General features: G+C 67.3%; 24 protein-coding genes. 11 read left to right on the top strand and 13 right to left on the bottom strand.

The genetic code is table 11. The features are described 5' to 3' along the window. Positions 1-71 precede the first annotated feature (71 nt). Genes L540_RS05565 through L540_RS05555 form a run of 3 tightly spaced genes read right to left on the bottom strand, consistent with a single transcriptional unit; the run spans position 72 to position 1,833 of the window. Entirely contained in the window at positions 72-728 is a 657-nt protein-coding gene (locus L540_RS05565) for a DUF799 domain-containing protein (RefSeq protein ID WP_043210383.1), read from the bottom strand. A 5-nt stretch (positions 729-733) separates the two neighbouring features. After that, positions 734-1,144 carry a DUF4810 domain-containing protein gene (locus L540_RS05560; protein ID WP_048026071.1) on the bottom strand — a complete coding sequence of 137 codons (411 nt, stop codon included), beginning with the start codon at positions 1,142-1,144 and terminating at the stop codon, positions 734-736. Positions 1,145-1,152: 8 nt separating this feature from the next. Next, the gene (locus tag L540_RS05555) at positions 1,153-1,833 is read right to left on the bottom strand and encodes a CsgG/HfaB family protein (RefSeq protein WP_197085636.1); all 681 of its coding nucleotides are present in this window, start codon (positions 1,831-1,833) and stop codon (positions 1,153-1,155) included. Between the two features lie 422 nt (positions 1,834-2,255). Between L540_RS05555 and L540_RS05550 the strand changes: the two genes are divergently transcribed. From L540_RS05550 to L540_RS05540, 3 genes are all read left to right on the top strand, one after another. After that, a complete protein-coding gene (locus tag L540_RS05550; protein ID WP_043210385.1) occupies positions 2,256-3,362 on the top strand; it encodes a porin in 1,107 nt (368 codons plus the stop codon). A gap of 249 nt (positions 3,363-3,611) precedes the next feature. Further along, the gene (locus L540_RS05545) at positions 3,612-4,559 is read left to right on the top strand and encodes a Bug family tripartite tricarboxylate transporter substrate binding protein (RefSeq protein ID WP_048026070.1); all 948 of its coding nucleotides are present in this window, start codon (positions 3,612-3,614) and stop codon (positions 4,557-4,559) included. A gap of 2 nt (positions 4,560-4,561) precedes the next feature. Further along, positions 4,562-5,956, top strand: coding sequence for an amidohydrolase family protein (locus L540_RS05540; RefSeq protein WP_043210388.1), 1,395 nt, complete (start codon positions 4,562-4,564; stop codon positions 5,954-5,956). Positions 5,957-5,969: 13 nt separating this feature from the next. Here L540_RS05540 and L540_RS05535 read toward each other — a convergent pair whose 3' ends face one another. Further along, positions 5,970-6,866 carry a LysR family transcriptional regulator gene (locus L540_RS05535; RefSeq protein ID WP_043210390.1) on the bottom strand — a complete coding sequence of 299 codons (897 nt, stop codon included), beginning with the start codon at positions 6,864-6,866 and terminating at the stop codon, positions 5,970-5,972. Positions 6,867-6,915: 49 nt separating this feature from the next. Here L540_RS05535 and L540_RS05530 point away from each other — a divergent pair, with 49 nt between their 5' ends. Next, positions 6,916-7,563, top strand: coding sequence for a DUF1275 family protein (locus tag L540_RS05530; protein WP_053073168.1), 648 nt, complete (start codon positions 6,916-6,918; stop codon positions 7,561-7,563). Here the strand turns inward: L540_RS05530 and L540_RS05525 are convergent. The 8 genes from L540_RS05525 to L540_RS05495 all read right to left on the bottom strand — a co-directional run bounded on the left by L540_RS05525 (position 7,525) and on the right by L540_RS05495 (position 13,650). Next, complete coding sequence (locus L540_RS05525; RefSeq protein WP_043210392.1) at positions 7,525-7,989, bottom strand: YaiI/YqxD family protein; 465 nt, start codon at positions 7,987-7,989, stop codon at positions 7,525-7,527. The two genes, L540_RS05530 and L540_RS05525, sit on opposite strands and share 39 nt — an antisense overlap. A 6-nt stretch (positions 7,990-7,995) precedes the next feature. Then, positions 7,996-8,259 carry a ribbon-helix-helix protein, CopG family gene (locus L540_RS05520; protein WP_043210395.1) on the bottom strand — a complete coding sequence of 88 codons (264 nt, stop codon included), beginning with the start codon at positions 8,257-8,259 and terminating at the stop codon, positions 7,996-7,998. A 55-nt stretch (positions 8,260-8,314) separates the two neighbouring features. After that, a complete protein-coding gene (locus tag L540_RS05515) occupies positions 8,315-9,811 on the bottom strand; it encodes a 5-methyltetrahydropteroyltriglutamate--homocysteine methyltransferase (RefSeq protein ID WP_043210398.1) in 1,497 nt (498 codons plus the stop codon). Positions 9,812-9,831: 20 nt separating this feature from the next. Continuing rightward, the gene (locus L540_RS05510) at positions 9,832-11,361 is read right to left on the bottom strand and encodes a hypothetical protein (RefSeq protein ID WP_197085635.1); all 1,530 of its coding nucleotides are present in this window, start codon (positions 11,359-11,361) and stop codon (positions 9,832-9,834) included. A gap of 19 nt (positions 11,362-11,380) precedes the next feature. Then, positions 11,381-11,899 (bottom strand): hypothetical protein, encoded by a 519-nt coding sequence (locus tag L540_RS21875; RefSeq protein ID WP_197085634.1) that lies wholly within the window; start codon positions 11,897-11,899, stop codon positions 11,381-11,383. A gap of 22 nt (positions 11,900-11,921) precedes the next feature. Next, the gene (locus L540_RS05505; RefSeq protein WP_043210400.1) at positions 11,922-12,284 is read right to left on the bottom strand and encodes a DsrE family protein; all 363 of its coding nucleotides are present in this window, start codon (positions 12,282-12,284) and stop codon (positions 11,922-11,924) included. A gap of 41 nt (positions 12,285-12,325) precedes the next feature. Next, the gene (locus L540_RS05500) at positions 12,326-12,565 is read right to left on the bottom strand and encodes a sulfurtransferase TusA family protein (RefSeq protein WP_043210403.1); all 240 of its coding nucleotides are present in this window, start codon (positions 12,563-12,565) and stop codon (positions 12,326-12,328) included. Positions 12,566-12,765: 200 nt separating this feature from the next. After that, the gene (locus L540_RS05495; protein WP_043210407.1) at positions 12,766-13,650 is read right to left on the bottom strand and encodes a GntR family transcriptional regulator; all 885 of its coding nucleotides are present in this window, start codon (positions 13,648-13,650) and stop codon (positions 12,766-12,768) included. 196 nt (positions 13,651-13,846) lie between these two features. Between L540_RS05495 and L540_RS05490 the strand changes: the two genes are divergently transcribed. Then, a complete protein-coding gene (locus tag L540_RS05490; RefSeq protein ID WP_053073167.1) occupies positions 13,847-14,506 on the top strand; it encodes an alpha/beta hydrolase family protein in 660 nt (219 codons plus the stop codon). Here L540_RS05490 and L540_RS05485 read toward each other — a convergent pair. Next, positions 14,503-15,264 (bottom strand): TrmB family transcriptional regulator, encoded by a 762-nt coding sequence (locus L540_RS05485; protein ID WP_165590412.1) that lies wholly within the window; start codon positions 15,262-15,264, stop codon positions 14,503-14,505. The two genes, L540_RS05490 and L540_RS05485, sit on opposite strands and share 4 nt — an antisense overlap. A gap of 200 nt (positions 15,265-15,464) precedes the next feature. On the opposite strand from L540_RS05485, the gene L540_RS05480 reads away from it, so the two are divergent. The 6 genes from L540_RS05480 to L540_RS05455 are packed head-to-tail and all read left to right on the top strand — an operon-like array spanning position 15,465 to position 20,877. Continuing rightward, positions 15,465-16,637 carry an ABC transporter substrate-binding protein gene (locus tag L540_RS05480; protein ID WP_043210414.1) on the top strand — a complete coding sequence of 391 codons (1,173 nt, stop codon included), beginning with the start codon at positions 15,465-15,467 and terminating at the stop codon, positions 16,635-16,637. Between the two features lie 49 nt (positions 16,638-16,686). Continuing rightward, positions 16,687-17,556, top strand: coding sequence for a branched-chain amino acid ABC transporter permease (locus tag L540_RS05475; RefSeq protein ID WP_043210416.1), 870 nt, complete (start codon positions 16,687-16,689; stop codon positions 17,554-17,556). Continuing rightward, the gene (locus tag L540_RS05470) at positions 17,553-18,515 is read left to right on the top strand and encodes a branched-chain amino acid ABC transporter permease (protein ID WP_043210419.1); all 963 of its coding nucleotides are present in this window, start codon (positions 17,553-17,555) and stop codon (positions 18,513-18,515) included. The genes L540_RS05475 and L540_RS05470 overlap by 4 nt, the downstream gene beginning before the upstream one ends. Further along, a complete protein-coding gene (locus tag L540_RS05465; protein ID WP_043210421.1) occupies positions 18,512-19,243 on the top strand; it encodes an ABC transporter ATP-binding protein in 732 nt (243 codons plus the stop codon). The genes L540_RS05470 and L540_RS05465 overlap by 4 nt, the downstream gene beginning before the upstream one ends. Next, on the top strand, positions 19,227-19,928 hold the full coding sequence (locus L540_RS05460) for an ABC transporter ATP-binding protein (RefSeq protein WP_043210422.1): 702 nt from the start codon (positions 19,227-19,229) through the stop codon (positions 19,926-19,928). The genes L540_RS05465 and L540_RS05460 overlap by 17 nt, the downstream gene beginning before the upstream one ends. Positions 19,929-19,941: 13 nt before the next feature. Next, a complete protein-coding gene (locus L540_RS05455) occupies positions 19,942-20,877 on the top strand; it encodes a carbon-nitrogen hydrolase family protein (RefSeq protein WP_043210425.1) in 936 nt (311 codons plus the stop codon). Positions 20,878-20,883: the final 6 nt, after the last annotated feature.

Raw genomic sequence — 20,883 nt, 5'->3', positions numbered from 1 at the left:
CTCTCCTTGTTGGAGCCGCCAAGGCTACACCAGACCACGGCCTTGTTGCAGGGGCCGTGGTCCGGGAGGACTTACTTGAACTCGTAATGCGGGGACCGCGGACCGTAGAGCAGACCGCCCTGGGTACCGGCCATCAGCAATTGCTGATTGGTCAGGGCGGCCACGCCATAGGCGCGGTCGGTCAGGGTGTTGACCACCTGATCCACCACGGCCTGCACCAGCATGCCGAGAATGCCGCCCTGGCTGCCATTGCCCGCCTGGACCACCGTCTTGGTGCCTTCCCAGAGCTGCGCGCCGGTGCGCAGATCGACCAGCGAGGCGTCAACCGCGACCGTGGTCACGCTGCCCAGCAGCTGATAGGACGAACCATATTGCTTGACCTTGAGATACAGCGCGGCGTCGGCGCCGAAGATCTCGCGCAGCTTGGCCGGCGGCACCTGGTTCGCATCCTCGGGGGAAATCATGCCGTTCTGGCGGAAGGTCTCATCCATGACCGCCACCGGCACGACGTAATAGCCCGATTCGGCCAGCGGATAGGTCGCCTGGGCCAGCACCGCGGCCGAAGCGACCGGCTCCACCGATTCATTCAGGGGCGGCAACACCAGGATGGAGGCGGGCTTGCTTTCGCGGAACGCGCCGTAATCGACATTGCGCTGCGGGGCGGCCACGCAACCCGTCAGGACCGCCAGCGCTGCCAGCAGGCCGGCACGGAACAGAGTACGGATCATGAGGCTCACTTCCCTTTTGCGGTGTTGGTGTCAGTCGCGGACTTGGCCAGGCCGGCCACCGACGCATCCTTCTTGCTCATCAGAAAGTCCATGAAGGGCGCCGACTCCGGAAAGGCGTTCTTCTCGCCATTGAACTGTTCGACGGCCTTGTCGTCCTGGCCGGTCTTCAGATAGAGCAAGGCCATATGGGCGCGGAAACCAGGCGGCAGGGCCTGCTCGGCCGAACGCGCGGTCTCGACGTTTTTCTCCATGGCCGCCAATTGGGCGGTCGGATCCGAGCCATCGTCCTTGAGATAGGCGTATACCGAAGGCTGATAGCTCTGCCAGCTGTACAGGGACTTCTGCTGCGCGCAGGCCGACAGGCCAAGCGCCAGGGCGCAGGCCAGGCCCGCGCGGGTCAATCGAGGGATCGTCATGGCCGTCCTCAGTTGGCGGACGGACGCCATGCGCCCTGTTCGACACCGTCGACCAGGCGGTCCACGGCTTCGCGGATGGCCAGGTCCAGCACCTTGCCGTTGAGGGTCGAGTCGTAGCCCGCCGCGCCGCCAAAGCCCAGCACCTCGCGGTTGGACAGGGCGTACTCGCCGGCGCCGGTCACCGAGTAGACGACTTCGGAGCTGGACACATCGACCACGTTCAGGTCGACCTTGGCGTAGGCCACCTGCTCCTTGCCGCGGCCCAGGATGCCGAAGAGCTGGTTGTCGCCCGTCACCTTGCGGCCGAAGGCCGTCACATCGCCCGTCACCACATAACGCGCGCCCTTGATCTGGTTGGCCTTTTTATTGAAAGCCGCCTCCTGCGCGATTTCGCTCAGGTTCTCGCGATCCATGACGGAGAATCGGCCAGTGCGCTGCAAATGGCTGACCAAAATCGTCTTGGCCTGTCCGCCCAGGCGATCCTGCCCGTCGGAAAATACTCCGCGCAGATAATTGCTGCGATTATCGAACTTGCCCACGGAAATCGGGCTGCGCGGGCCCTGATAGGCGGGTTTGGAAGCCGCCGCCGTCTGTGGCGGCGCCACGGCCTGCGAACGTTCGGTTGCGCAACCTGCCAGTGCTGCCGCGAGCGCGATCAGCGTGCCGGCCTTCATCACCGCCTTGATCATTGACTTCTCCGTGTGCAGGCGAACGATTTCGCCGTTTTGGTGTCCGAAGTGTACTAAATATTTCAAATGTCACAAATAGGGACGTCCCTACGGGATTCATAATCCCGCCCGCCCCTCCATCCCCCGGAGATAATCGACGGACCAAACCAAGGCGGGAAAATCCGGCGCGGCATTTGCATTAATCCGGAACGGGGACTTATGCCGTTCGGATAATCACGTCCATTGAGAGGACCGCCGCGGGCTGTTTCGGAAACTCAATGTTTCAAAGTCGGCCGGAATACATGGCGATTGCCTGCAATTAGACGGAATAGCCAGCAAATTGGCCTACACTTGGGGCCTGGGAACGACATCCTGCCGATGTTTTGTTCCTTTTTTTTGCACCGGCATTTCGCGGTGCCAACCCCGGTATGGAGATCTCTCGGATGAAAAAGACGTTGCTCGCAACGGCGCTCGGCCTGTCATTGGCCGGCATGGCACAGGCAGACACGTCAGTCACCCTCTATGGTGTCATCGACACCGGCATTGGCTACAACAAAATCAAGGGCCCCGGCTTCGACGGCAGCGGCGTGGGCATGATCAACGGCATCCAGGAAGGCTCGCGCTGGGGCCTGCGCGGCGCCGAAGACCTCGGCGAAGGCCTGCGCGCCACCTTCAAGCTCGAAAGCGGCTTTGACTCCGGCAACGGCAGCCGCGCCCAGGGCGACCGCCTGTTCGGCCGCCAGGCCACCGTGGGCCTGGCCAACGACGCCTGGGGTTCGCTGGAATTCGGCCGCCAGGCCACCGTGGGCTCGAACTACCTGGCCGACATCGACCCCTTCTACACCAGCTACACCCAGGCCAACATCGGCACCGGTTTCAGCGCCGCCAACACCATGCGCTGGGACAACATGGTCATGTACAAGACCCCCTCGGTCAACGGCTTCGAGCTGGGCGTGGGCTATTCCTTCAATGTCGACGCCAACAACGGCGACCAGAGCGGCTTCCGCACGGCCGACAACACGCGCGGCATCACCGCCGGCCTGCGCTATCTGCAAGGCCCGCTGAATGTCACGCTGACCTATGACCAGCTCAACGGCGCCAACCGCTCCAGCATCGACAACGGCGCCACGCCGCGCCAGTACGCCCTGGGCCTGAGCTACGACTTCGACGTCGTCAAGCTGGCCGCCGCCTACGGCCGCACGACCGATGGCTGGTTCGTCGGCCAGGACCTGCCCAGCGGCACGCCCTACAGCGACGAATTCGGCAGCTACCGCTTCGCGGACGGCTTCAAGGCCAACGCCTATATGGTGGGCGCCACCATGCCGGTCGGCGGCGCGGGCAGCCTGTTCGGTTCCTGGCAGATGGTGGACCCGTCCAACGACCGCCTGACCGGCGGCGACGAGAAGATGAACGTCTTCAGCCTGGGCTACAGCTATGACCTGTCCAAGCGCACCGGCCTGTATGCCTATGCTTCCTACGCCAAGAACTATGCCTTCATCGACGAGCTGAAGAGCACGGCCTTGGGCGTGGGCCTGCGCCACCGCTTCTGATCCTGCCCTCGGCAGGCAAGCGCCAAGGAGGATGCCGCGAGGCATCCTCTTTTTTTGCGGCCCGCGCCAGGCCATCGGCGGGCGCAAAGACTTGGCATGGGCGCCGACAAAACCGGCCGCCTCGACGCCATCTTTACCCGCCGACGCAAAGCTGGTTTGTCCGGCCGTGTCTTGTTGGCGCCGGACCTGTCTCCCTAAGATGCCTGCTGCCGCCAACTCCGCGGCCTGACATAAAAGCAAGGGGAACCCATGAAAATCATGATCGCGGCCGCCGGCGCCGTCCTGTTGGCCAGCGCCGCGCAGGCGCAGACCTACCCGGCGCGGCCGGTGGAACTGACCATTCTATGGGCGGCCGGTACGGCGCCCGACGTCGTCGGCCGCGCCCTGGGCGAGGGCATGGCGCGCGAACTGGGCCAGCCGGTGCTGATCATGAACAAGCCTGGCGCCGGCGGGGCGGTGGCCTACCGCTACACGGCCAACCAGAAGCCTGACGGCTATGCCCTGATCATGAACTCCAATTCGATCTCCACGGCCTACCACACCGGCACGCTGCCGTTTGACTACCAGTCCTTTACACCCGTGGCGCAGGTCAGCATCGAGTCGCCCGTGCTGGTGGCCCGCGCCGACGCGCCCTTCGACGACCTGGCCGGCCTGATCGCGCAGGCCAGGCGCAAGCCGGGCGAGCTGCGGGTCGGCAACTCGGGCGTGGGCAGCCATCTGCAGATCGCTTCCGAGGCCTTCTTCGAGCAGCAGAAGGTGGAGGTCAACCACATTCCCTTTGCCTCGGCCTTCTCCATCACCAGCCTGCTGGGCGGAGACATCGATGCCTCGATGACGTTGCCAGGCTCGGTCGCGCCGCAGGTCGCGGCCGGCAAGGTCAAGGTGCTGGGCGTGCTGGCCTCGCGGCGCGATCCCTCGTTTCCGTCCGTGGCCACGGCGCGGGAGCAGGGCTACGATTTCAGCGCCGATATGTGGCGCGGCGTGGCCGCGCCCAGGGGCTTGCCCGACGCCGTGCGCGCGCGCATCGAACAGGCCGTGCGCGCCACCGTGCAAAGCGAAGACTTCAAGAAGCGCGGCCTGGCCAATGGCTTTCAGCCCGCCTTCCTGCCCCATGAGGCCTTTGCCAACGTCATCGCCCAGGAAGACCAGACCATCGCCGCCGCCCTGCAAAAGCAAGGCCTGAAGAAGAGCCCCTGACCATGCCGCAAACACTGATCACGCGCGCCCATCTTCTCTCGCTGGACCCGGCCATCGGCGACCTGCCGCAGGCCGACATCCTGATCGAGGCCGACCGCATCGCGCGCATCGCCCCCCGGATCGACGCTCCCCACGCCCGCCGCATCGACGCGGCCGGCAGGCTGGTCCTTCCCGGCCTGATCAACGCCCATATCCATACCTGGGAAACCGCCTTGCGCGGCATCGGCGGCAACTGGGCCGGGCTGGATTACTTCAACTATTTCCATGGCCGCCTGGCGCCGCTCTACACGCCGGAAGACACCTATCTGGGCACACTGGCCGGCGCCTTCTCGCAGATGGACGCGGGCGTGACCACCATCTTCGACTGGTGCCACAACAACAGCACGCCCGAGCACACCGATGCCGCGATCCAGGCCTTGCAGGCCAGCGGCATCCGCGCCGTGTTCGGCCACGGCACGATCAAACCCAAGCCGCGCCCCGGCGAGCGGCATTTCTCCGAGATCCCGCACCCCGTGGCCGAGATCCGCCGCTTGCGCCTGGGCGCGCTGTCCGATGATCAGGCCCGGGTCACGCTGGCCATGGCCATCCTGGGTCCGGATTACGCGACGCTGGAAGTCTGCCGGCAGGATTTTCGCGCCGCCCTGGATTTCGATCTGCTCAGCAGCGCGCACGCCTGGGGCCGCCCCAACCGCCTGGTGCCCGGAGGCTATCGGCAACTGGCCGCCGAAGGTCTGCTGGCCGGTCGCCACAATGTCGTGCACGCCAACTACTTCGAGGACGACGAAGTGCGCCTGCTGATCGACCATGGCGCCTCGATCACCGCCACGCCGGGCGTGGAGATGCAATTCCATGCGCGCCGCCCCTTGAGCGGGCGCGTGCGCGCCGCCGGCGGCCTGCCCTCGATCGGCGTGGACAGCGAGGTCGGCAACAAGGGCGATATGTTCGATCTCATGCGCACCACCCTGCTGGTCGAGCGCATGTACGCCAACCAGGATGCCTTCGCCGCCCTGGCCGGACAGGCCAGCGCGGGCGCGGCGGTGGGCACCGGCGGCTCGCCCATCAAGACCACGGCCGTGCGCACGCGCGAGGTGCTGGAATGGGCCACGCGCGGCAATGCGGCCGCCCTGGGCATGGCCGAGCGCATCGGCAGCCTGGCGCCCGGCAAGCAAGCAGACCTCATCATGATCGAACGCAGCCGGCCGCATATCCTGTCGACGCAGGACCCGGTCCAGGCGGTGGTTTCCTATGCCCAGCCCAATGATGTCTCGCTGGTGATGATCGCCGGCGAAGTCGTCAAGGAAGACGGCGTGCTGCGCCACGCGGGCCGCCTGGACACCACGGCCTTGCAGGCCTCGGCGCAGCGCTTGATGCGCGAGTCGGGCGTGCCCATCGTTTGACGCGCGGCCGGCCTCAATCGGCGCCGAAGGCCAGCGCCAGGCTATCGACAAAACGGCGCAAGCGCAGCGGCAATTGCGGCCGCGCGCGCCAGGTCGCATACAGCGCGATGTCGTGGCAGGCGTAATCGGCCAGGCATTCGACCAGGCGGCCCGCCCTCAAGTCCTCTTCGACATCCCACAAGGCTTTTTGACCGATGCCACGCCCCTGCATGATCCAGTCGTACATGACCTCGCCGCTGGCGCTGGTGAGCGCGCCGGCGACCTGCACCGTGCGCACCTCGCCATTGGCATGCCGGAACAGCCAGGGATCGAAAGTACCCCGGCGTCGGATCAGCCGGATGCAGTTATGCCGCAGCAAGTCCTCGGGGACCCGAGGCGTGCCATGCCTGGCCAGGTAGCCAGGCGTGGCGCAGATCAGGCGCCGGCTGCGCAACAGGCGCCTGACCACGATGTCCGGGCCGTCCGGCAGGCCGGCGCGGATCGCCACATCGAGCGCATCGTCATGCACATTGAAACCCGCGTCCGACAGCGTAAGCTGGACCTCGACCTCTGGATACTGCTGCGTGAAGTCGGCCACGATCGCCGCCACGCGCTGGCGGCCGATCTGCATGGGCGCGCCCACGCGCAGCAGGCCGCGCGGCACCTCGCCCACCGAGGCGATCTCGGCCTCGATCTCGGCCACCGACTCGAGCACCGCCAGGGCGCGCTCGTGCAGCATGGCGCCCTCCTGGGTCAGCACGAACTGCCGCGAAGAACGATGGAACAGGCGCAAGGCCAGGCGCGCTTCCAGCGCGGACAGACGCCGGCTCATGACCGCCGGCGAGCTGTCGACCCGCCGCGCCGCCTCGGACAGGCTGCCCGCCTCGACCAACAGCCGTATCAAGCGCAGGTCGGCCAGTTCAAAACTCATGATTCTCCGTTCCCCGATCTGATTCCATCACCCTGCCGCGCTGACCGCCATGCCTACCCCTGACCCCCGGCCGGGCCCTTCGGCCCATTTTCTCATCGCGCTGGCCGGCGCGACCGATGCCATGATGATGCTGCGCGGCGCGCCGGTATTCGCTGTCTATGTTACCGGGGACACCGCCAGGATAGGCGTGGCGCTCGGCCACGGGCAATTGAGCCTGGCCCTGCTGCCCATCATGGCCGTCATCCTGGCGTTCTTTGCCGCCACCACCCTGGCGGCCGGGATAGGCCAGGCCGCGCCCCGTTCGCGCGGCGCTGTCTTGTTGGGTTTGTGCGCCGCGCTGCTGGCGGGGGCCGCCGCCGTCCCGGGCGATGCCCACCGCGGATTCGCGCAAGTCCTCTGGGTTGCCGCCGCCATGGGTGTGCTCAATCAGGTCCGCGGTGACGAAGCGGGCGTCACCTTCATCACCGGCACTCTGGTCAGGACAGGCCGGGCCTTGGCCTCGGGAGACATCTGGGCTGCCGCCCAGGGCCTGGGACGCTGGTGCAGCTTCCTGGCCGGCGTGGCCGCCTGCGCCTGGTTCGACAGCCGGTATACCGCCTGCACCCTGCCGCTCATCGCCGCCGTGGCCGGCCTGGGCGCGGCGCGGCTGGCGTGGCGCTCAGGGCCCGGGTTGGCCGCGCGCCTGCCGCGCCAATAGCGCATCCAGCTGGTTGGCGAAAGCCTTGCGGTCGGCCTGGCTGAAGGCGGAGGGGCCGCCCGCGTCCACGCCCGAGGCGCGCAGTTCTTCCATCATGTCGCGCATGGCCAGGCGTTCGCGTATGGTTTCCGGCGAATAGCGCTCGCCGCGCGGGTTGATCGCCATGGCCCCCTTGGCCAGCACATCGGCGGCCAGGGGGATGTCGCCGGTGATGACCAGGTCGCCGGCGACGGCATGCTGGGCGATATGCGCGTCGGCCACGTCAAAGCCGCGCGGCACCTGCACGGCGCGGATCCAGGGCGAGGGCGGGGTGCGCAGCATCTGGTTGGCCACCAGCGTCAGCGGCAGCCGCCAGCGCTGGGCGGCGCGGTAGAGGATGTCCTTGATGACGGCCGGGCTGGCGTCCGCATCGACCCAGATATGCATGGGCGGTCAGGCGTCCAGCGCTTTTTGCAGCAGCTCGGCGACGATGTCGTTGGTCGAGACGCCGCGCTCCTGGGCCAGCGCCCGCAGGCGTTCGGCCTGGGCCTGGGGCAGCTTGAGCGCGAAGGGCACCAGGCCGGCGGCCTGGTCCAGCTTGCGCTGCTCGCGCCGGTCGGGGGCCTGGCCGGCGCCGAAGCGGCCGGGCGTGCCGCCCTGGCGCAGCTGGCCGGCCAGCTTCAGGGCCTTGTTCTTTTCGAGGTCGTATTTATTCATGATGATTCCAGTCCGGGGTGCGCCATCATAGCCTTGCGGGCGCCCCGCGGCCCGGTCATCGCGCGAACCGCCCGGCCGCCTGGGCGATCACGGCCAGTTTCTGCTGGGCGATTCCGGCCGAACAGATCGGGTTGTCCGCAAAAGTGGCAAAGCCGCAATCCGGATGCAGCAGCAGCCGGTCGCGGCCGAACAGGCCGATGCCGCGCTCGATGCGCGCGGCCACCGCGTCTTCGGACTCGATGGCCGGATCTTTTTGATTGACCACGCCGATGCCGATGCGGGCATGATCGGGCAGGGCCTTGAGCATGGCCACGTCGCCGGCGCGCGGCGTGCACATCTCCAGCAGATAGGCGCCCACGCGCACCTGCGCCAGCGTGGGCAGCAGGGGTGCGTAATCGCCCGACAGCGCCACGCTTTCGTCCGGTGTCCAATTGCCCCGGCAGACATGCAGGGCGGTGCGCTCCTGCGGCATGCCGTCGAGCACGGCGTTGAGCAGGTCGCGCGCGAAGGCCAGCTCTTGCGCGGGCGCCAGCGATTCGGACAGCGCACCGCACATAAAGCTGCGCTTGTTCTTGGCGCCGGAGAACACCACCTCGGACAGCACGGGCTCGTCCAATTGCACCAGGGCCGCGCCGGCGTCCAGCAGTTCGGCCAGCTCCTGGCGCAACACCCGCACGATGTCGGCCGCCAGCGCTTCGCGGTTGTCGTAGGCGCGGTCGGAGATGCACTCCATCCACATGGTGCGCGTCAGCAGATAGGGACCGGGCAAGGCCACCTTTACCGGTTTGCCCGTGACGGATCGCGCGAAATCGACCTCGTGCGCCACCAGCGGGCGCGAGCGCGCCAGCCGGCCGAAGACGGCCGGATGCCGCACTTCGCCGGCGGGGATGTCCAGCGCGCGCAGCTCGGCGGCGAAGGCCTCGGGATCGTCGACCAGGGGCAGCAGATCGGTCAGCGGAATCAGCTGGCAGTTGTCCAGCCGCGAGGCCACGAAGCTGGCATAGCTGTCGCGGCGCTGTTCGCCATCGGTGATCATGTCCACGCCGGCCTGCTCCTGCGCGGCCACGGCCAGGCGCACGGCGTCGTCGGCCGTCTCCTGGAAAGCCGCCTCCGACAGGCGGCCCTGCACATGGGCGTGCATGGCCTCTATCATCCAGCGCGGCCGGGGCCAGCTGCCCATGCCGGTGACGGCCAGCGGCGGCAGGGGCGGCGCGGCGATGCGCTGGCGCGGCGCCTGGCGCGGTTCGGCCGGCCGGGGCGCTTTGGCCGGGGCGGCGGGCGCCTGGCGTTCGGCCAGCGCGCCCTTGCACACCAGAAAGCTGCGCTGCCCGTCCTGCTGGGTCCAGGAGACCAGTTCATTGCCCGTCAGCCTGCACCAGGCCGGCAGGTCCTCGTCCACGGAGATTTCGCGCGAAAGGATTTCCAGCAAGCCGCCGCGCGGCAGGGGATCGATGTGCTTGCGGATCAGCAGCAGCAAACCATTGCCGCAATCCAGATCGCCGCCGTCGAAACTGACATCGGGGCTGTGTTCATGCCGGGGCAGGGCTTGCATATCGGGACTCCTCCTGCGGGCTAGCGGCGGCGCCGCCCCCACTCGAAACCCACGCCCAGGCAGGCCAGGGCAAGGATGGCGATGACGATGATGAGCGACGGCGGCCAGGCCGCGGCGGACTGGGGCACGACGGGCGCCCTGGGCGCGGTCGCCGCGCCCGCGTCGGCGCGCCGCGCGGCGGCATAGCTGCGCGCCAGCATCGCGCGCCCGACATCGAAGAGCATGGCCTGCCCGGCCACGCGGCCCTGGCCAAGCACCAGGTCGACATTCTCCACGTCCGGGCCGCCCAGGTTGATGGAGCGCGCGCCCTCGCGGTCCTCGATATGCCAGGCCGTGACCCTGCCGTCGGCGACGGCGTCGACCACGATCTTGAAATACCCTTCCGGACCGGCATGCGCCTGGCCCGGTTTGAGCCGTATGGTGTCCTTGTTGACCAGCATGAAGCCGAACTGATGCCCGGTGGGGCAGCCCACCGGATAGCTGGCATAGCGCGTGTCGCGCGCGTAGTCCGCGCCATAGGCCAGGCTGTAGGCCTTGCCATAGACCTTGAGATTGGCCTTGCCGCCCTCGAAGGCGCCGGGCCAGGGCGACAGAAAAACCGCCATGTCGCCATCCTCGAACAGCAAGGCCTTGCGCGCCTCGGTGTCCTCGATCAGCCGCTCTGGGCGTATGGGCCCCAAGGTGCGCGTCTTGACCACCTGGCCGCCTTCGAGCAGCTCCAGGGTGACCGTGTCCGCGCCCACGGCGGCCACGCGCAGCGCGCGCGTCCCGATCCGCCATTGCTCGCCCACGCCGGCCAGGCCCGCGTGAATGTTCTCCTCGGCATAGAGCATGCGGTCGGTGCGCACGCCGCTCAGCCAATCGAACACCAGCTTCTGCGGGCTGATCTCGCGCGCCTGGCCCTGGTTGTAGAGTTGGTTAAAGCGCGCGCCCCACCAGTTGGTTTCGTTATTGGAGAGGATGGGATTGCCGAAGGCCCATTCCCAGTCGGTTCCCGCGATGGTGCGCACATGCAGCGCGTGGTTGGCCAGGGTTTCATGGCCCACCGTCGCGTAGTACTGGTAGACCTGGCCGCCCACGGCCACGCTGCCGCCGGCCGGGATGCTGACATTCTCCTGGACTTCGATCGACATGTCGTAGTCGATGAAGGTCGCCAGGCGGCCCAGCATGGGCACTTGCTCGCCGCGCAACGCCACCTCGCCGCCCCAGGTGTCCTCCAGGTAATAGAGGCCGCCCGGCGGGATCACCACTTCGCCGTTCTCCACGCGGCTCTGGCGGATGAAGACCCCGTCGTACTTGGCGATCTTGCGGCCGAAATCATCCGTGACCATGCGATATTGCGGCAGGCCCGGCAAGCCGGGCACATAGGCCGGCTTGACCGGACGCTCGGCGATCAACGAGAAAGGCGGCGGCGCGATGGGCCCGGCGGCAATCGGATGGGCCAGCGGCAGGCCGGGCCGCGCCGGCGTCAGCACGCTGGCATAGTCCAGCGCGGCCGCCGGCAAGGCATACACACAGGCCGCCATGGCGGCGGCATAGCGGATTTTCATGCGTCGTCCCCGATGAGTCTCACGCCCTTGCCGCCCGCCCTGGGGGCAGGGCGCAGGCCTGGGCGCGCCGCGACAGGAACAGGACGCCCCAGCCCGTCAGCAGCAGCGTGTTCAAGGTGATGAGCCACTTGGGCACATCGGCCAGAAAGCCGCCCGCGATGCCCAGGCCCACCACGGACAGCGCCGGCGCCAAACAGCTCACGCACAGGGCCGAGACAGCCAGCGCGCCGCCGCCGGCGGCCACGCCGGCCGAGGCCGCGCCGCCGCGCCGCCCGATGGCAAGCGCAAACGCCATGAAAGCCAGGGCCAGGCCCACCGTGATGGCGGTGAAATACTCCTGCTTGCGCAAGAAGCTGACGGCCCAGGCCTGGGCGCGCTCATAGGCGAGGCCCCCGCCCGCGGCGAATTCGCCCGGCAAAAAGCCGCAGGCTTCAGCCTCGGCCGCCGTGGCGGGCAACTCGAACACGGCATAACTCGCCGCCACATAGGCCAGGGCGGCCAGCACGAATACCGCGCACAGCAAACGACGGGCAGGCATGGCGTCTCCCGGTGGGATAGGATCAGTAGCTGATGCTGGGCGCGCCGTCGCTCATGAACTCCACCAGCTTGGCCCCGCCGACGATCTTGGCGCCGGCCACCAGCTTGTTTTCATCCAGGGCGCGTTTCTTGAAGCAGGGCGAGCAGACATAGATCTCGCCGCCGGCGGCCGCGAAGTTGTCCATCAGTTCCTTGAGCGGCGCGAAACCGGCCTCGTGGATATCATCGGCATAGCCCTGCTGGGACAGGCGCGTGCCCTCGATGGACAGAAACACCACCGTCTGCTTATCGGAAGCCACCGCGGCATTGGCGACCACGAAGGCCACGGTGGCCTTATCGGTATCGTTCTTGGAGCAGGTCAGCGAAACGACGAATTTTCCAGCCATGTTGAGCCTCCAGGGGTCGGGGTGAAAACAGCAAAGCGGGTCTACCAGTCCAGCCGCGAGCGTATCCAGAAGGTATGGGTCTGCGCGTCGTAGCGTTCCAGTTCGTTGCGGGTCATGCGGCAGAAAGCCGGGATGTCATGGATGGCGCCCGCGTCGTGCGCGACCACGCGCATGAGCTGGCCGGGCATTTTCTTCAGATGCTTGCGCAACTTGAGGATGAGTTCGCCGCAACCCATGTTGCCGGCGTCCCAGAAGTCGTCGCCTTCGCGCGGCGCGGACATGGCGCGTCAGCCGCGCGGCAGCCGGACGGGAAGGGGCGAACGGGGAGAAGTAGGTGTAGTCATGGTGGCAAGGACCTTGCACATCAGCGACAAAGGGGAAACAGCCGAGGCGGCTGCCGGAACCGGCATCTTACCCACATCAGATCAACAGCAATAGTGCGGGCATCCCCTGACATTCCGGTCTTGAATGTATTTTGTTCTTATAAAGAACAATTTTGCCGTGGTGTGGAACGCACTTGCATGGCGCTTTCCAGATGGCGGCGCATGAGCAGCACGGCCAGCTCGATATCGCCGGCGGCCAGCTTGTCCAGGATCTCCAGATGCTCGCGCGTGCTGACCAGCACGCGGTCCTGACCGTAGCGCCAATCGTAGTTGCTCAGGCGGCGCAGCATATTCTGCCGCTCGATCACGTCGGCGAAGTGGCGATTGCCCGAGCCCGCGGCGATGCCCAGGTGAAAGGCCGCGTTCATCTCGAAGAACTCGATGCTGGCATGCTCGTCCCAGGGCGATTGCAGAAAGCGCTGATGGCGCCGGCGCATATCGTCTATCCATGCCGGGGCCAGGGCAAAGCCGGGCAATTGCATGGCGGCGGGCTCCACCGTGAGGCGGAACTGATAGCTCTGGCGGCGCGCTTCGCTATCCCAGGGCGCGGCCAGGAAACGCCAGCCGCTGGCGAGCTTTCTTTCCACCGCGCCCAGGTTCGCCAGCCGCTCCAGGGCCTCGCGCACGCGCAGCCGGGTCAGGCCATAGGCCTGCATCAGGTCGCTCTCGGAGATGAACTCGGCCAGCACGCCCTTGTGACGGTCGCGCGCCACGCGCAGGACCAGCTCATCCAGCTCGCGGGCGCCGCCGGGCGCCGGCAGGGGCGGCGGCTTGACCAGCGTCATGCCCAGATTGCTGCGGCGCTCGACATAGCCATGAGCGGCCAGTTCTTCCAGGGCGGCGCGCACGGGCGTGCGCGACACCCCCAGCCATTCGGCCAGGCGTTTTTCATTGACCCGGTCGCCCGGCGCGAGCCGCTGCTCGTGGATATAGCCACAAATGCGTCCGGCGAGATCCAGACGGGAGGAAGAACGGCGGGGCATAATGGCAGCTTGATGTTTTTTAAGCACTCATAATACACTTTGTCGCCATGCCATCGCGCAGCGCACGCGGGCCTGACACTGCGGATTATCCGCCGGCGGCCAGCACACCCCAAGGAGAAAGCATGAAAGCCGCGCCCATGACCCCGCCCACCGGCCAGCTCCCCTGCCTGGCCGCCCCTGTCCGCCGGGGCCCGGCATGAGCCTGCCCGCCCTGGGCCCTCACGACGTCGGCCGCACCGCCTACTACGCGCTGGCGCCCGACCTGCCCGTCAGCTACTGCCTGTTCGTCCCCCGGACGCTGGACCGCGAGCGCCCCGTCCACCTCGTCGTGGCCCTGCACGGCGCCAACCGCGCCGCCGAAACCTGCCGCGATGCCTTTGCCTGCCTGGCCGAAGACCGCAATGCCATCGTGCTGGCGCCGCTGTTCCCGCGCGGCCCGCTGGGCGACAGCCACCAGGACCTGGACGAAGACGGCTTGCGCCATGACCTGATGCTGCTGCGCATGATGGATACCGTCGCCGCGCGCTACCAGGTGGCCTTCTCGCGGGTCGCCGTCTTCGGCCTGGAAACGGGCGCGCGCCTGGCGCACCGCTTCATGCTGCGGCATCCCGGCCGGCTCAACGCCGCCGCCCTGTGCGCGCCGCCCGCGCCCCTGGATGCGCAGGCGCTGCCCGACGCGGCGGAGGACCTGGCGGCGCTGCGCCAGGTCGCCGTACATCTGGCGGGCAGCCAGCCGGACCTGGCCCGCCCGCTCGAGGCGGCCGGCGTGCGCGTCGAATACGACGCGGCGCGGCATCCGCTGCACAGCGAAGCCCGCTCGCGCGCCTTCCTGTGGCGCCACCTGGCGGCCGCCTAGGCCCCGGCGGCGCCTGGCAGGCGCGACGCCTGCCCCGCCACGGCCCATAAGGAACGGAAGAAAGAGCGGTTCAAGGAGGCCAGCTCGCGGCTTTCGATGACCATGGCGTAGTTCTCCTCCTTGGACGAGACATAGGTGACCTTGTCGTCGGCGATATACATGGTCATGCCCAGATCGAGATCATCCGGCGCATAGCGCAGCTCGCGCAGTTCGTCGCCGCTGCTGGGCCAGATGCTCTCGGTCTCGCGCGAGGGCGAGCGCAGGACGTTCAGGCGTATGCCGCGCTTGACCCGCTCGGCAATGAAACCATCCATCCATTGCGCGCCCGGCACCTCCAGCAGCTCATGCATGGACAACACGCCCAGCAGGACCTTGCTGCGGCAGTCCAGGGTCTCCCAAAGCGCCCGGTGTATGCCCTCGGCCCCCTCGTAGATGCGTGTGCGCGGCTTGCGGGGCGAGCCGTTATAGAGCGAGCGCAGCTCGGGCACCAGCTCATCGAGCATGAGCCGCTTGCGCTCCCAGTCGCGGATAAGCACGCGCGGATCCTCCGGCAGCACCCGGCGCACGCCGGACGCCTCGCCCTCCTGCGCCACGAGGCCGCGCCGCTCCAGCCGCTCCAGCAGGTCATAGCCATTGGTGCGCGATACGCCCGCTCGCGTGGCGATTTCCGTGACGGACGCCGAGCCCAGCTGCAGGGCGGCGAGATAAAAGCGGCGCTCCTTCTCGTCCAGGCCCAGGGCCTGCAGTTGCGCGTCCATGTCCATGACCGTCTCCGTTGTCGAATATTTTCGACAACAATATATCCTCTAAATGTGCTTGTTTTCAAGGATATTTATAGGGGAAAACGCCGAAAACCGGCCTATTTTGTCGAATTTTATTGACGTGATTTTTTACGCTACCTAGACTGCCTTTCAGCCGCTTGTTGCGGCACACAAAATTTCAGTCCAAGGAGAAAAACATGGTTCGCTGGCTCGCAGTGACTGCATTGGGCGCCGCCTTGCTCGGCCCCGCCGCCGCCTCGGCGGAAACCGTCAACATCGGCATCGTGCTGCCCCTGAGCGGCCCCAATGCGCAGTTCGGCATCAACGCCAAGAACGGCATCGAGCAGGCGCTCCAGGACATCAAGCCCGGCCTGGGCAGCCTGGACGTCAAGCTGGTGTACGCGGATGTCCCGGCCCCCAACGCGGCCGCCGCGGCCGTGCAGCGTCTGGTGAGCCAGAACCAAGTCGTCGGCATCGTGGGCGCTTTCGTGAGCTCCATCACGCTGGCGGCCTCGGAAGTCACCGAGCGCACCGGCATCCCCATGATCACCCACTCCTTCGCGGATCAGATCACCAGCCGCGGCTACCGCTACATCTTCCAGGTCGCGCCCAAGGCCACGACCTTCGGCGAGAAGCAGTTCCAGTACGCCCTGGACATCGCCGCCAAGGCAGGCACCAAACTGTCGAAGATCGCGATCTTCTATGAAGACACCGCCTACGGCACCTCGCAGGCCGAAGGCATACGCAAGGCGGCCGCCAAGGCGGGCGTCGACGTCGTGATCGACGACGGCTATCCCCTGGGCATCACGGACGTGGCGCCGCTGGTCAACAAGCTGCGCCGCTCGGACGCCCAGGTGGTTTTCCCCGTGTCGTACTTCAACGACGGCCTGCTCATCATCCGCACCATGCGCCAGCAGCGGATCAACATGCCGGTCATCGGCGGGGCGGCCGGCTACATCGTGCCCGACTTCCAGAAGGGCCTGGGCGAGTACGCCGAGGACGTGTTCTCGATCGCGCCGGCCAACTACGACGCCGTGCCCGATATCGCCTCGCGCTACAAGGCCAAGCACGGCGTGTTCATGGCCCACGAAGCCCTCATGTACGGCGCGGCGCTGCAGCACATGGTCGCCGCCATCCAGCAGGCCAAGTCCACCGATCCGGACAAGATCCGCAACGCGGTCGCCGCGCTGAAGAAATGCGACGGCTTCTCGGCCGGCATCCCGGGCGGCTGCACGGCCTTCGACGACAAGGGCCTGACCTCGACCGCCTATCCCATCTTCGTGCAATGGCGCGGCGCCGACCTGGTGACCGTCTTCCCCGAGAGCGCGGCCAAGGCGCCGGCGCGCTGGATGGGCGCCGAAGTCAAGTAAATCCTCTTCCCCCCAGGGCCGGCGCGCGCGCCGGCCCGCAGGACACTCCATGATCTCCGCATTTCTCCAAACCCTGATTGACGGGCTGCTGATCGGCGGTGTCTACGGCGTGATCGCCGTCGGCTTGTCGCTGGTGTTCGGCGTGCTCAAGATCGTCAATTTCGCGCAGGCGGAATTTCTGATGATAGGCATGTACGCCGCCTGGTTCTCCTGGGCCTACCTGGGCCTGGACCCGGTGTTCGGCGCCTTCGTGGCCCTGGCCGTGGGCTTCGCCCTCGGCGCGCTGTGCCAGCGCCTGCTCGTGCAGCATGTGCTCAAGGCGCCGCCCGTGGCGCAGATCTTCCTGACCGTCGGTCTGCTGGCCGTGATCGAGAACGGCGCGCTGATGCTCTTCGGCTCGGAGTTCCGCTCCGTGCGCACGCCTTACCAGACCGCCGCGCTGGAACTCGGCCCGCTGTTCATCTCCGTGCCCTATCTCGTGGCCTTCATCGCCGCGCTGGCCATCTCCGGCGCGCTCTGGCTGCTGCTGACGCGCACCTGGATAGGCCGCGCCATACGCGCCACCTCGCAAAATGCCAATGCCGCGCAGCTGTTCGGCATCGACACCCGCACCGTCTATGCCATCGCCTTCGGCCTGGGCACCGGCCTGACCGCCTTCGGCGGCGGCGTCATCCTGAGCTACTCGGCCGTCAGCCCCACGGCGGGCGCGCAGTTCGTGGTGCTGATGTTCACCGTCGTCGTGCTGGGCGGCCTGGGCAGCGTGCTGGGCGCGCTGGTCGGCGGCCTGATCGTCGGCGTGATCCAATCGCTCTCCACCCTCGTCATGCCGATACAGCTGCAGAACCTCGCCTTATTCGTGGTGTTCATCACCTTTCTCGCGTTTCGTCCGCAGGGCCTGCTGGGCAAGGGGGCACGATGAAAAAATCCCTGATCCTCATCGCGGTGGCGGCCATGGCCGCGCTGGCCCTGTCCCAGGCCCTCGATCCGCGCGGCTATGGCGTGCGGGTGCTCTGCCTGGTGCTCATGGCGGCCACGCTGGGCCAATGCTGGAACATCGTCGGCGGCCTGGCCAACCAGATCTCGCTCGGCCACGCGGCCTTCTTCGGCATCGGCGCCTATTCCTCCACCGTGCTGCAAACCCTGTGGGGCATCACGCCCTGGCTGGGCATGCTGCTGGGCATGGTCCTGGCCATGCTGGCGGCCGTCGTTCTGGCGCTGCCCACCATGCGGCTCAAGGGCCCCTATTTCGCCCTGGCGACCCTGGCCTTCGGCGAAGCCTGCCGCATCCTGGCGACCTCGCTGCCCGGCATCACCGGCGGTCCGCAAGGCATCTCCGTGCCTTTCGTCGGCAATTCCTGGGCCATGATGCAGTTCCGCGGCGCGGGCAATTATGTCTACCTGTTCACCGGGCTGTTCGTCATCGTGTCGGCGGTCTTCGCCTGCCTGGCCCACGGCAAGATGGGCTATCTGCTGCGCGCCGTGCGTGAGAACGAAGAGGCCGCCGAGGTGGCCGGCGTCAACACGCTCAAGGTCAAGCTGATCGGCGCGCTCATCTCCGCGGCGCTCACCGCCGCCACCGGCACGCTGTTCGCGCAGTTCACTTTCTTCTTCGATCCCGAAAGCGTCTTCAGCGCCGCCGGCATCTCGATACGGGCCGCGCTCATCGCCATCGTCGGCGGCGTGGGCACCCTGGCCGGCCCCATCATCGGCGCGCTGGTGGTCGTGCCGCTCGAAGAAATCCTCAACACCTATCTGTCCAACAAGGCCGCCGGCATCGCCCCCTTCACGTTTGGCATCGTTCTCATCGCCATCGTGCTCTGGCGCCCCCGCGGGCTGGTGTCGGTCTTCCGCGGCAAGCGGGCAGGAGCGCGCGCATGAATGCAAACCTGATCGCCAGCAACCTGACCGTCCGCTTCGGCGGCCTGGTGGCCGTCAACGATGTGTCGTTCAGCATCCGCCCCAAGGAGATCATCGGCCTGATCGGCCCGAACGGCGCCGGAAAGACCACGCTGTTCAGCATGCTCGTGGGCCTGTACCGCCCCACCTCGGGCCGGATCCACTTCGACGGCAAGCGCATCGACCGCAAGCGTCCGCACGTCATCGCCCGCCAGGGCATGACAAAGACGTTCCAGAACACGGCGCTGTTTCCCGAGATGAGCCTGCTGGAGAACGTCACGACCGCGGGCCTGCTGCACCACAACCTGGCCGATGCGCGCGCCCTGGCCTGGGACTGCCTGGACAAGGTGGGCCTGCGCGCCGAGGCGCATGCCGACGTCGATGACCTCACCTTTCCGCAGAAAGCCCTGGGCGAAGTGGCCCGGGCCCTGGCGACCCAGCCCCGCATCCTCTTGCTCGACGAAGTGATGGCCGCCCTCACGCCGCCCGAAATGGATACGGTGATGGCGACCCTGCGCGAGCTGCGCGACCGCGACGGTCTCACCCTCATCGTCGTCGAGCACCATATGCGCGCCATCATGCGCCTGTGCGAGCGCCTGCTGGTGCTCAACTTCGGCCGCCTGATCGCCGATGGCACGCCGGCCGAAGTGTCCGCCAATCCGGACGTCATTTCCGCTTATCTGGGAGGCAGCCATGCTCAGCATACGTAATCTCAGCGGCGGCTATGGGCCGCGCCCGGTGCTGCAGGACGTCAGCATCGAGGTGCGCGCCGGCGAGACCGTGGCCATCCTGGGCGCGAACACGGCCGGCAAGACCTCGCTCATCCGCGCCATCTGCGGCCAGCTGCCCAAGGTCGGCGGCGCCATCGAGTTCGAGGGCCGCGACCTGCGCCAGCTGCCCGCGCACCGCCGCGTCCAGGCGGGCGTGGCCTGCGTGCCGGAAGGCCGCCATGTCTTCCCCGAGATGAGCGTCTACGACAATCTGCTGCTGGGCGCCTACAGCCGGCGCGACGCGGACCTGAGTGAAGACATCCAGGCCTGCTTCACGCTCTTTCCGCGCCTGGCCGAACGCCGCGCGCAACTGGCCGGCACGCTGTCCGGCGGCGAACAGCAGATGGTCGCCTTCTGCCGCGCGCTGATGGCCAGGCCGCGCCTGTTGCTGCTGGACGAACCCAGCCACGGCCTGGCCCCGATGATGGTCGACGAAGTGCACAAGGCCATCATGACCGTCAACGCCCGGGGCATTTCCGTTTTGCTGATCGAACAGAACGTGGCCAGCGCCTTGCGCGTGGTGGGCCGCGCCTATGTTCTGGAAAGCGGCCGCATCGCCATGCAGGGCAGCGCGGCCGAACTCGAATCCAACGACGACATCCGTCGCACTTATCTGGGTATTTAGAAGGAAATCCATCATGGCAAAGTTCAAGGCAGCAGTCGTTCAAGCCTCCTCGATCACCGAAGACACGCCGGCCACGGTCGCCAAGGCCTGCCAGCTCATCGCCGACTGCGCCCGCCAGGGCGCCCAGATCGCGGTTTTTCCGGAAGCCTTCATCGGCGGCTACCCCAAGGGCGCCAGCTTCGACATCGCCATCGGCATGCGCACCGCGCAGGGACGCGACGAGTTCCGCCAATACTATGACCAGGCCATCGCCGTGCCCGGCGCGGAAACCGAAGCCCTGGGCGCCGCGGCGGCCGAGGCCGGCCTGTTCGTCACGATAGGCGTCATCGAACGCGACGGCGGCACGCTGTATTGCACGGTGCTGTTCTTCGGCCCCGATGGCAGCCTGCTGGGCAAGCACCGCAAGCTCATGCCCACGGCCGCCGAGCGCCTGTGCTGGGGATTCGGCGACGGCTCGACGCTCACCACCGTGGACACGCCCTGGGGCACCATGGGCTCGGTCATCTGCTGGGAAAACTACATGCCGCTGCTGCGCATGGCCATGTACGGCAAGGGCGTATCCATCTACTGCGCGCCCACCGCCGACGACCGCGACAGCTGGGAGGCCAGCATGCGCCACGTCGCCCTGGAAGGCCGCTGCTTCGTGCTGTCGGCCTGCCAATACTTGAAGCGCTCCCAATTCCCGCAGGGCATGAAGAACCACATCACCGACCAGGGCGACGACGTGCTGATGCGCGGCGGCAGCCTCATCATCGATCCGCTGGGCCGCGTGCTGGCCGGCCCGGACTTCAGCGGTGAAACCATTCTGGTGGCCGAGCTCGACACCGACGACCTGGCGCGCGGCAAGTTCGATTTCGACGCGGCCGGCCATTACGCCCGCCCGGACATCTTCCAGCTGACCGTCCAGGAACGCCCCATGGCGGTAATCCAGACCGTGGCCGGCGCCTAGCGCGGG

Source organism: Bordetella pseudohinzii, assembly GCF_000657795.2.
GTDB lineage: Bacteria > Pseudomonadota > Gammaproteobacteria > Burkholderiales > Burkholderiaceae_B > Bordetella > Bordetella pseudohinzii.
This window is presented reverse-complemented; position numbering and strand designations above follow the sequence as displayed.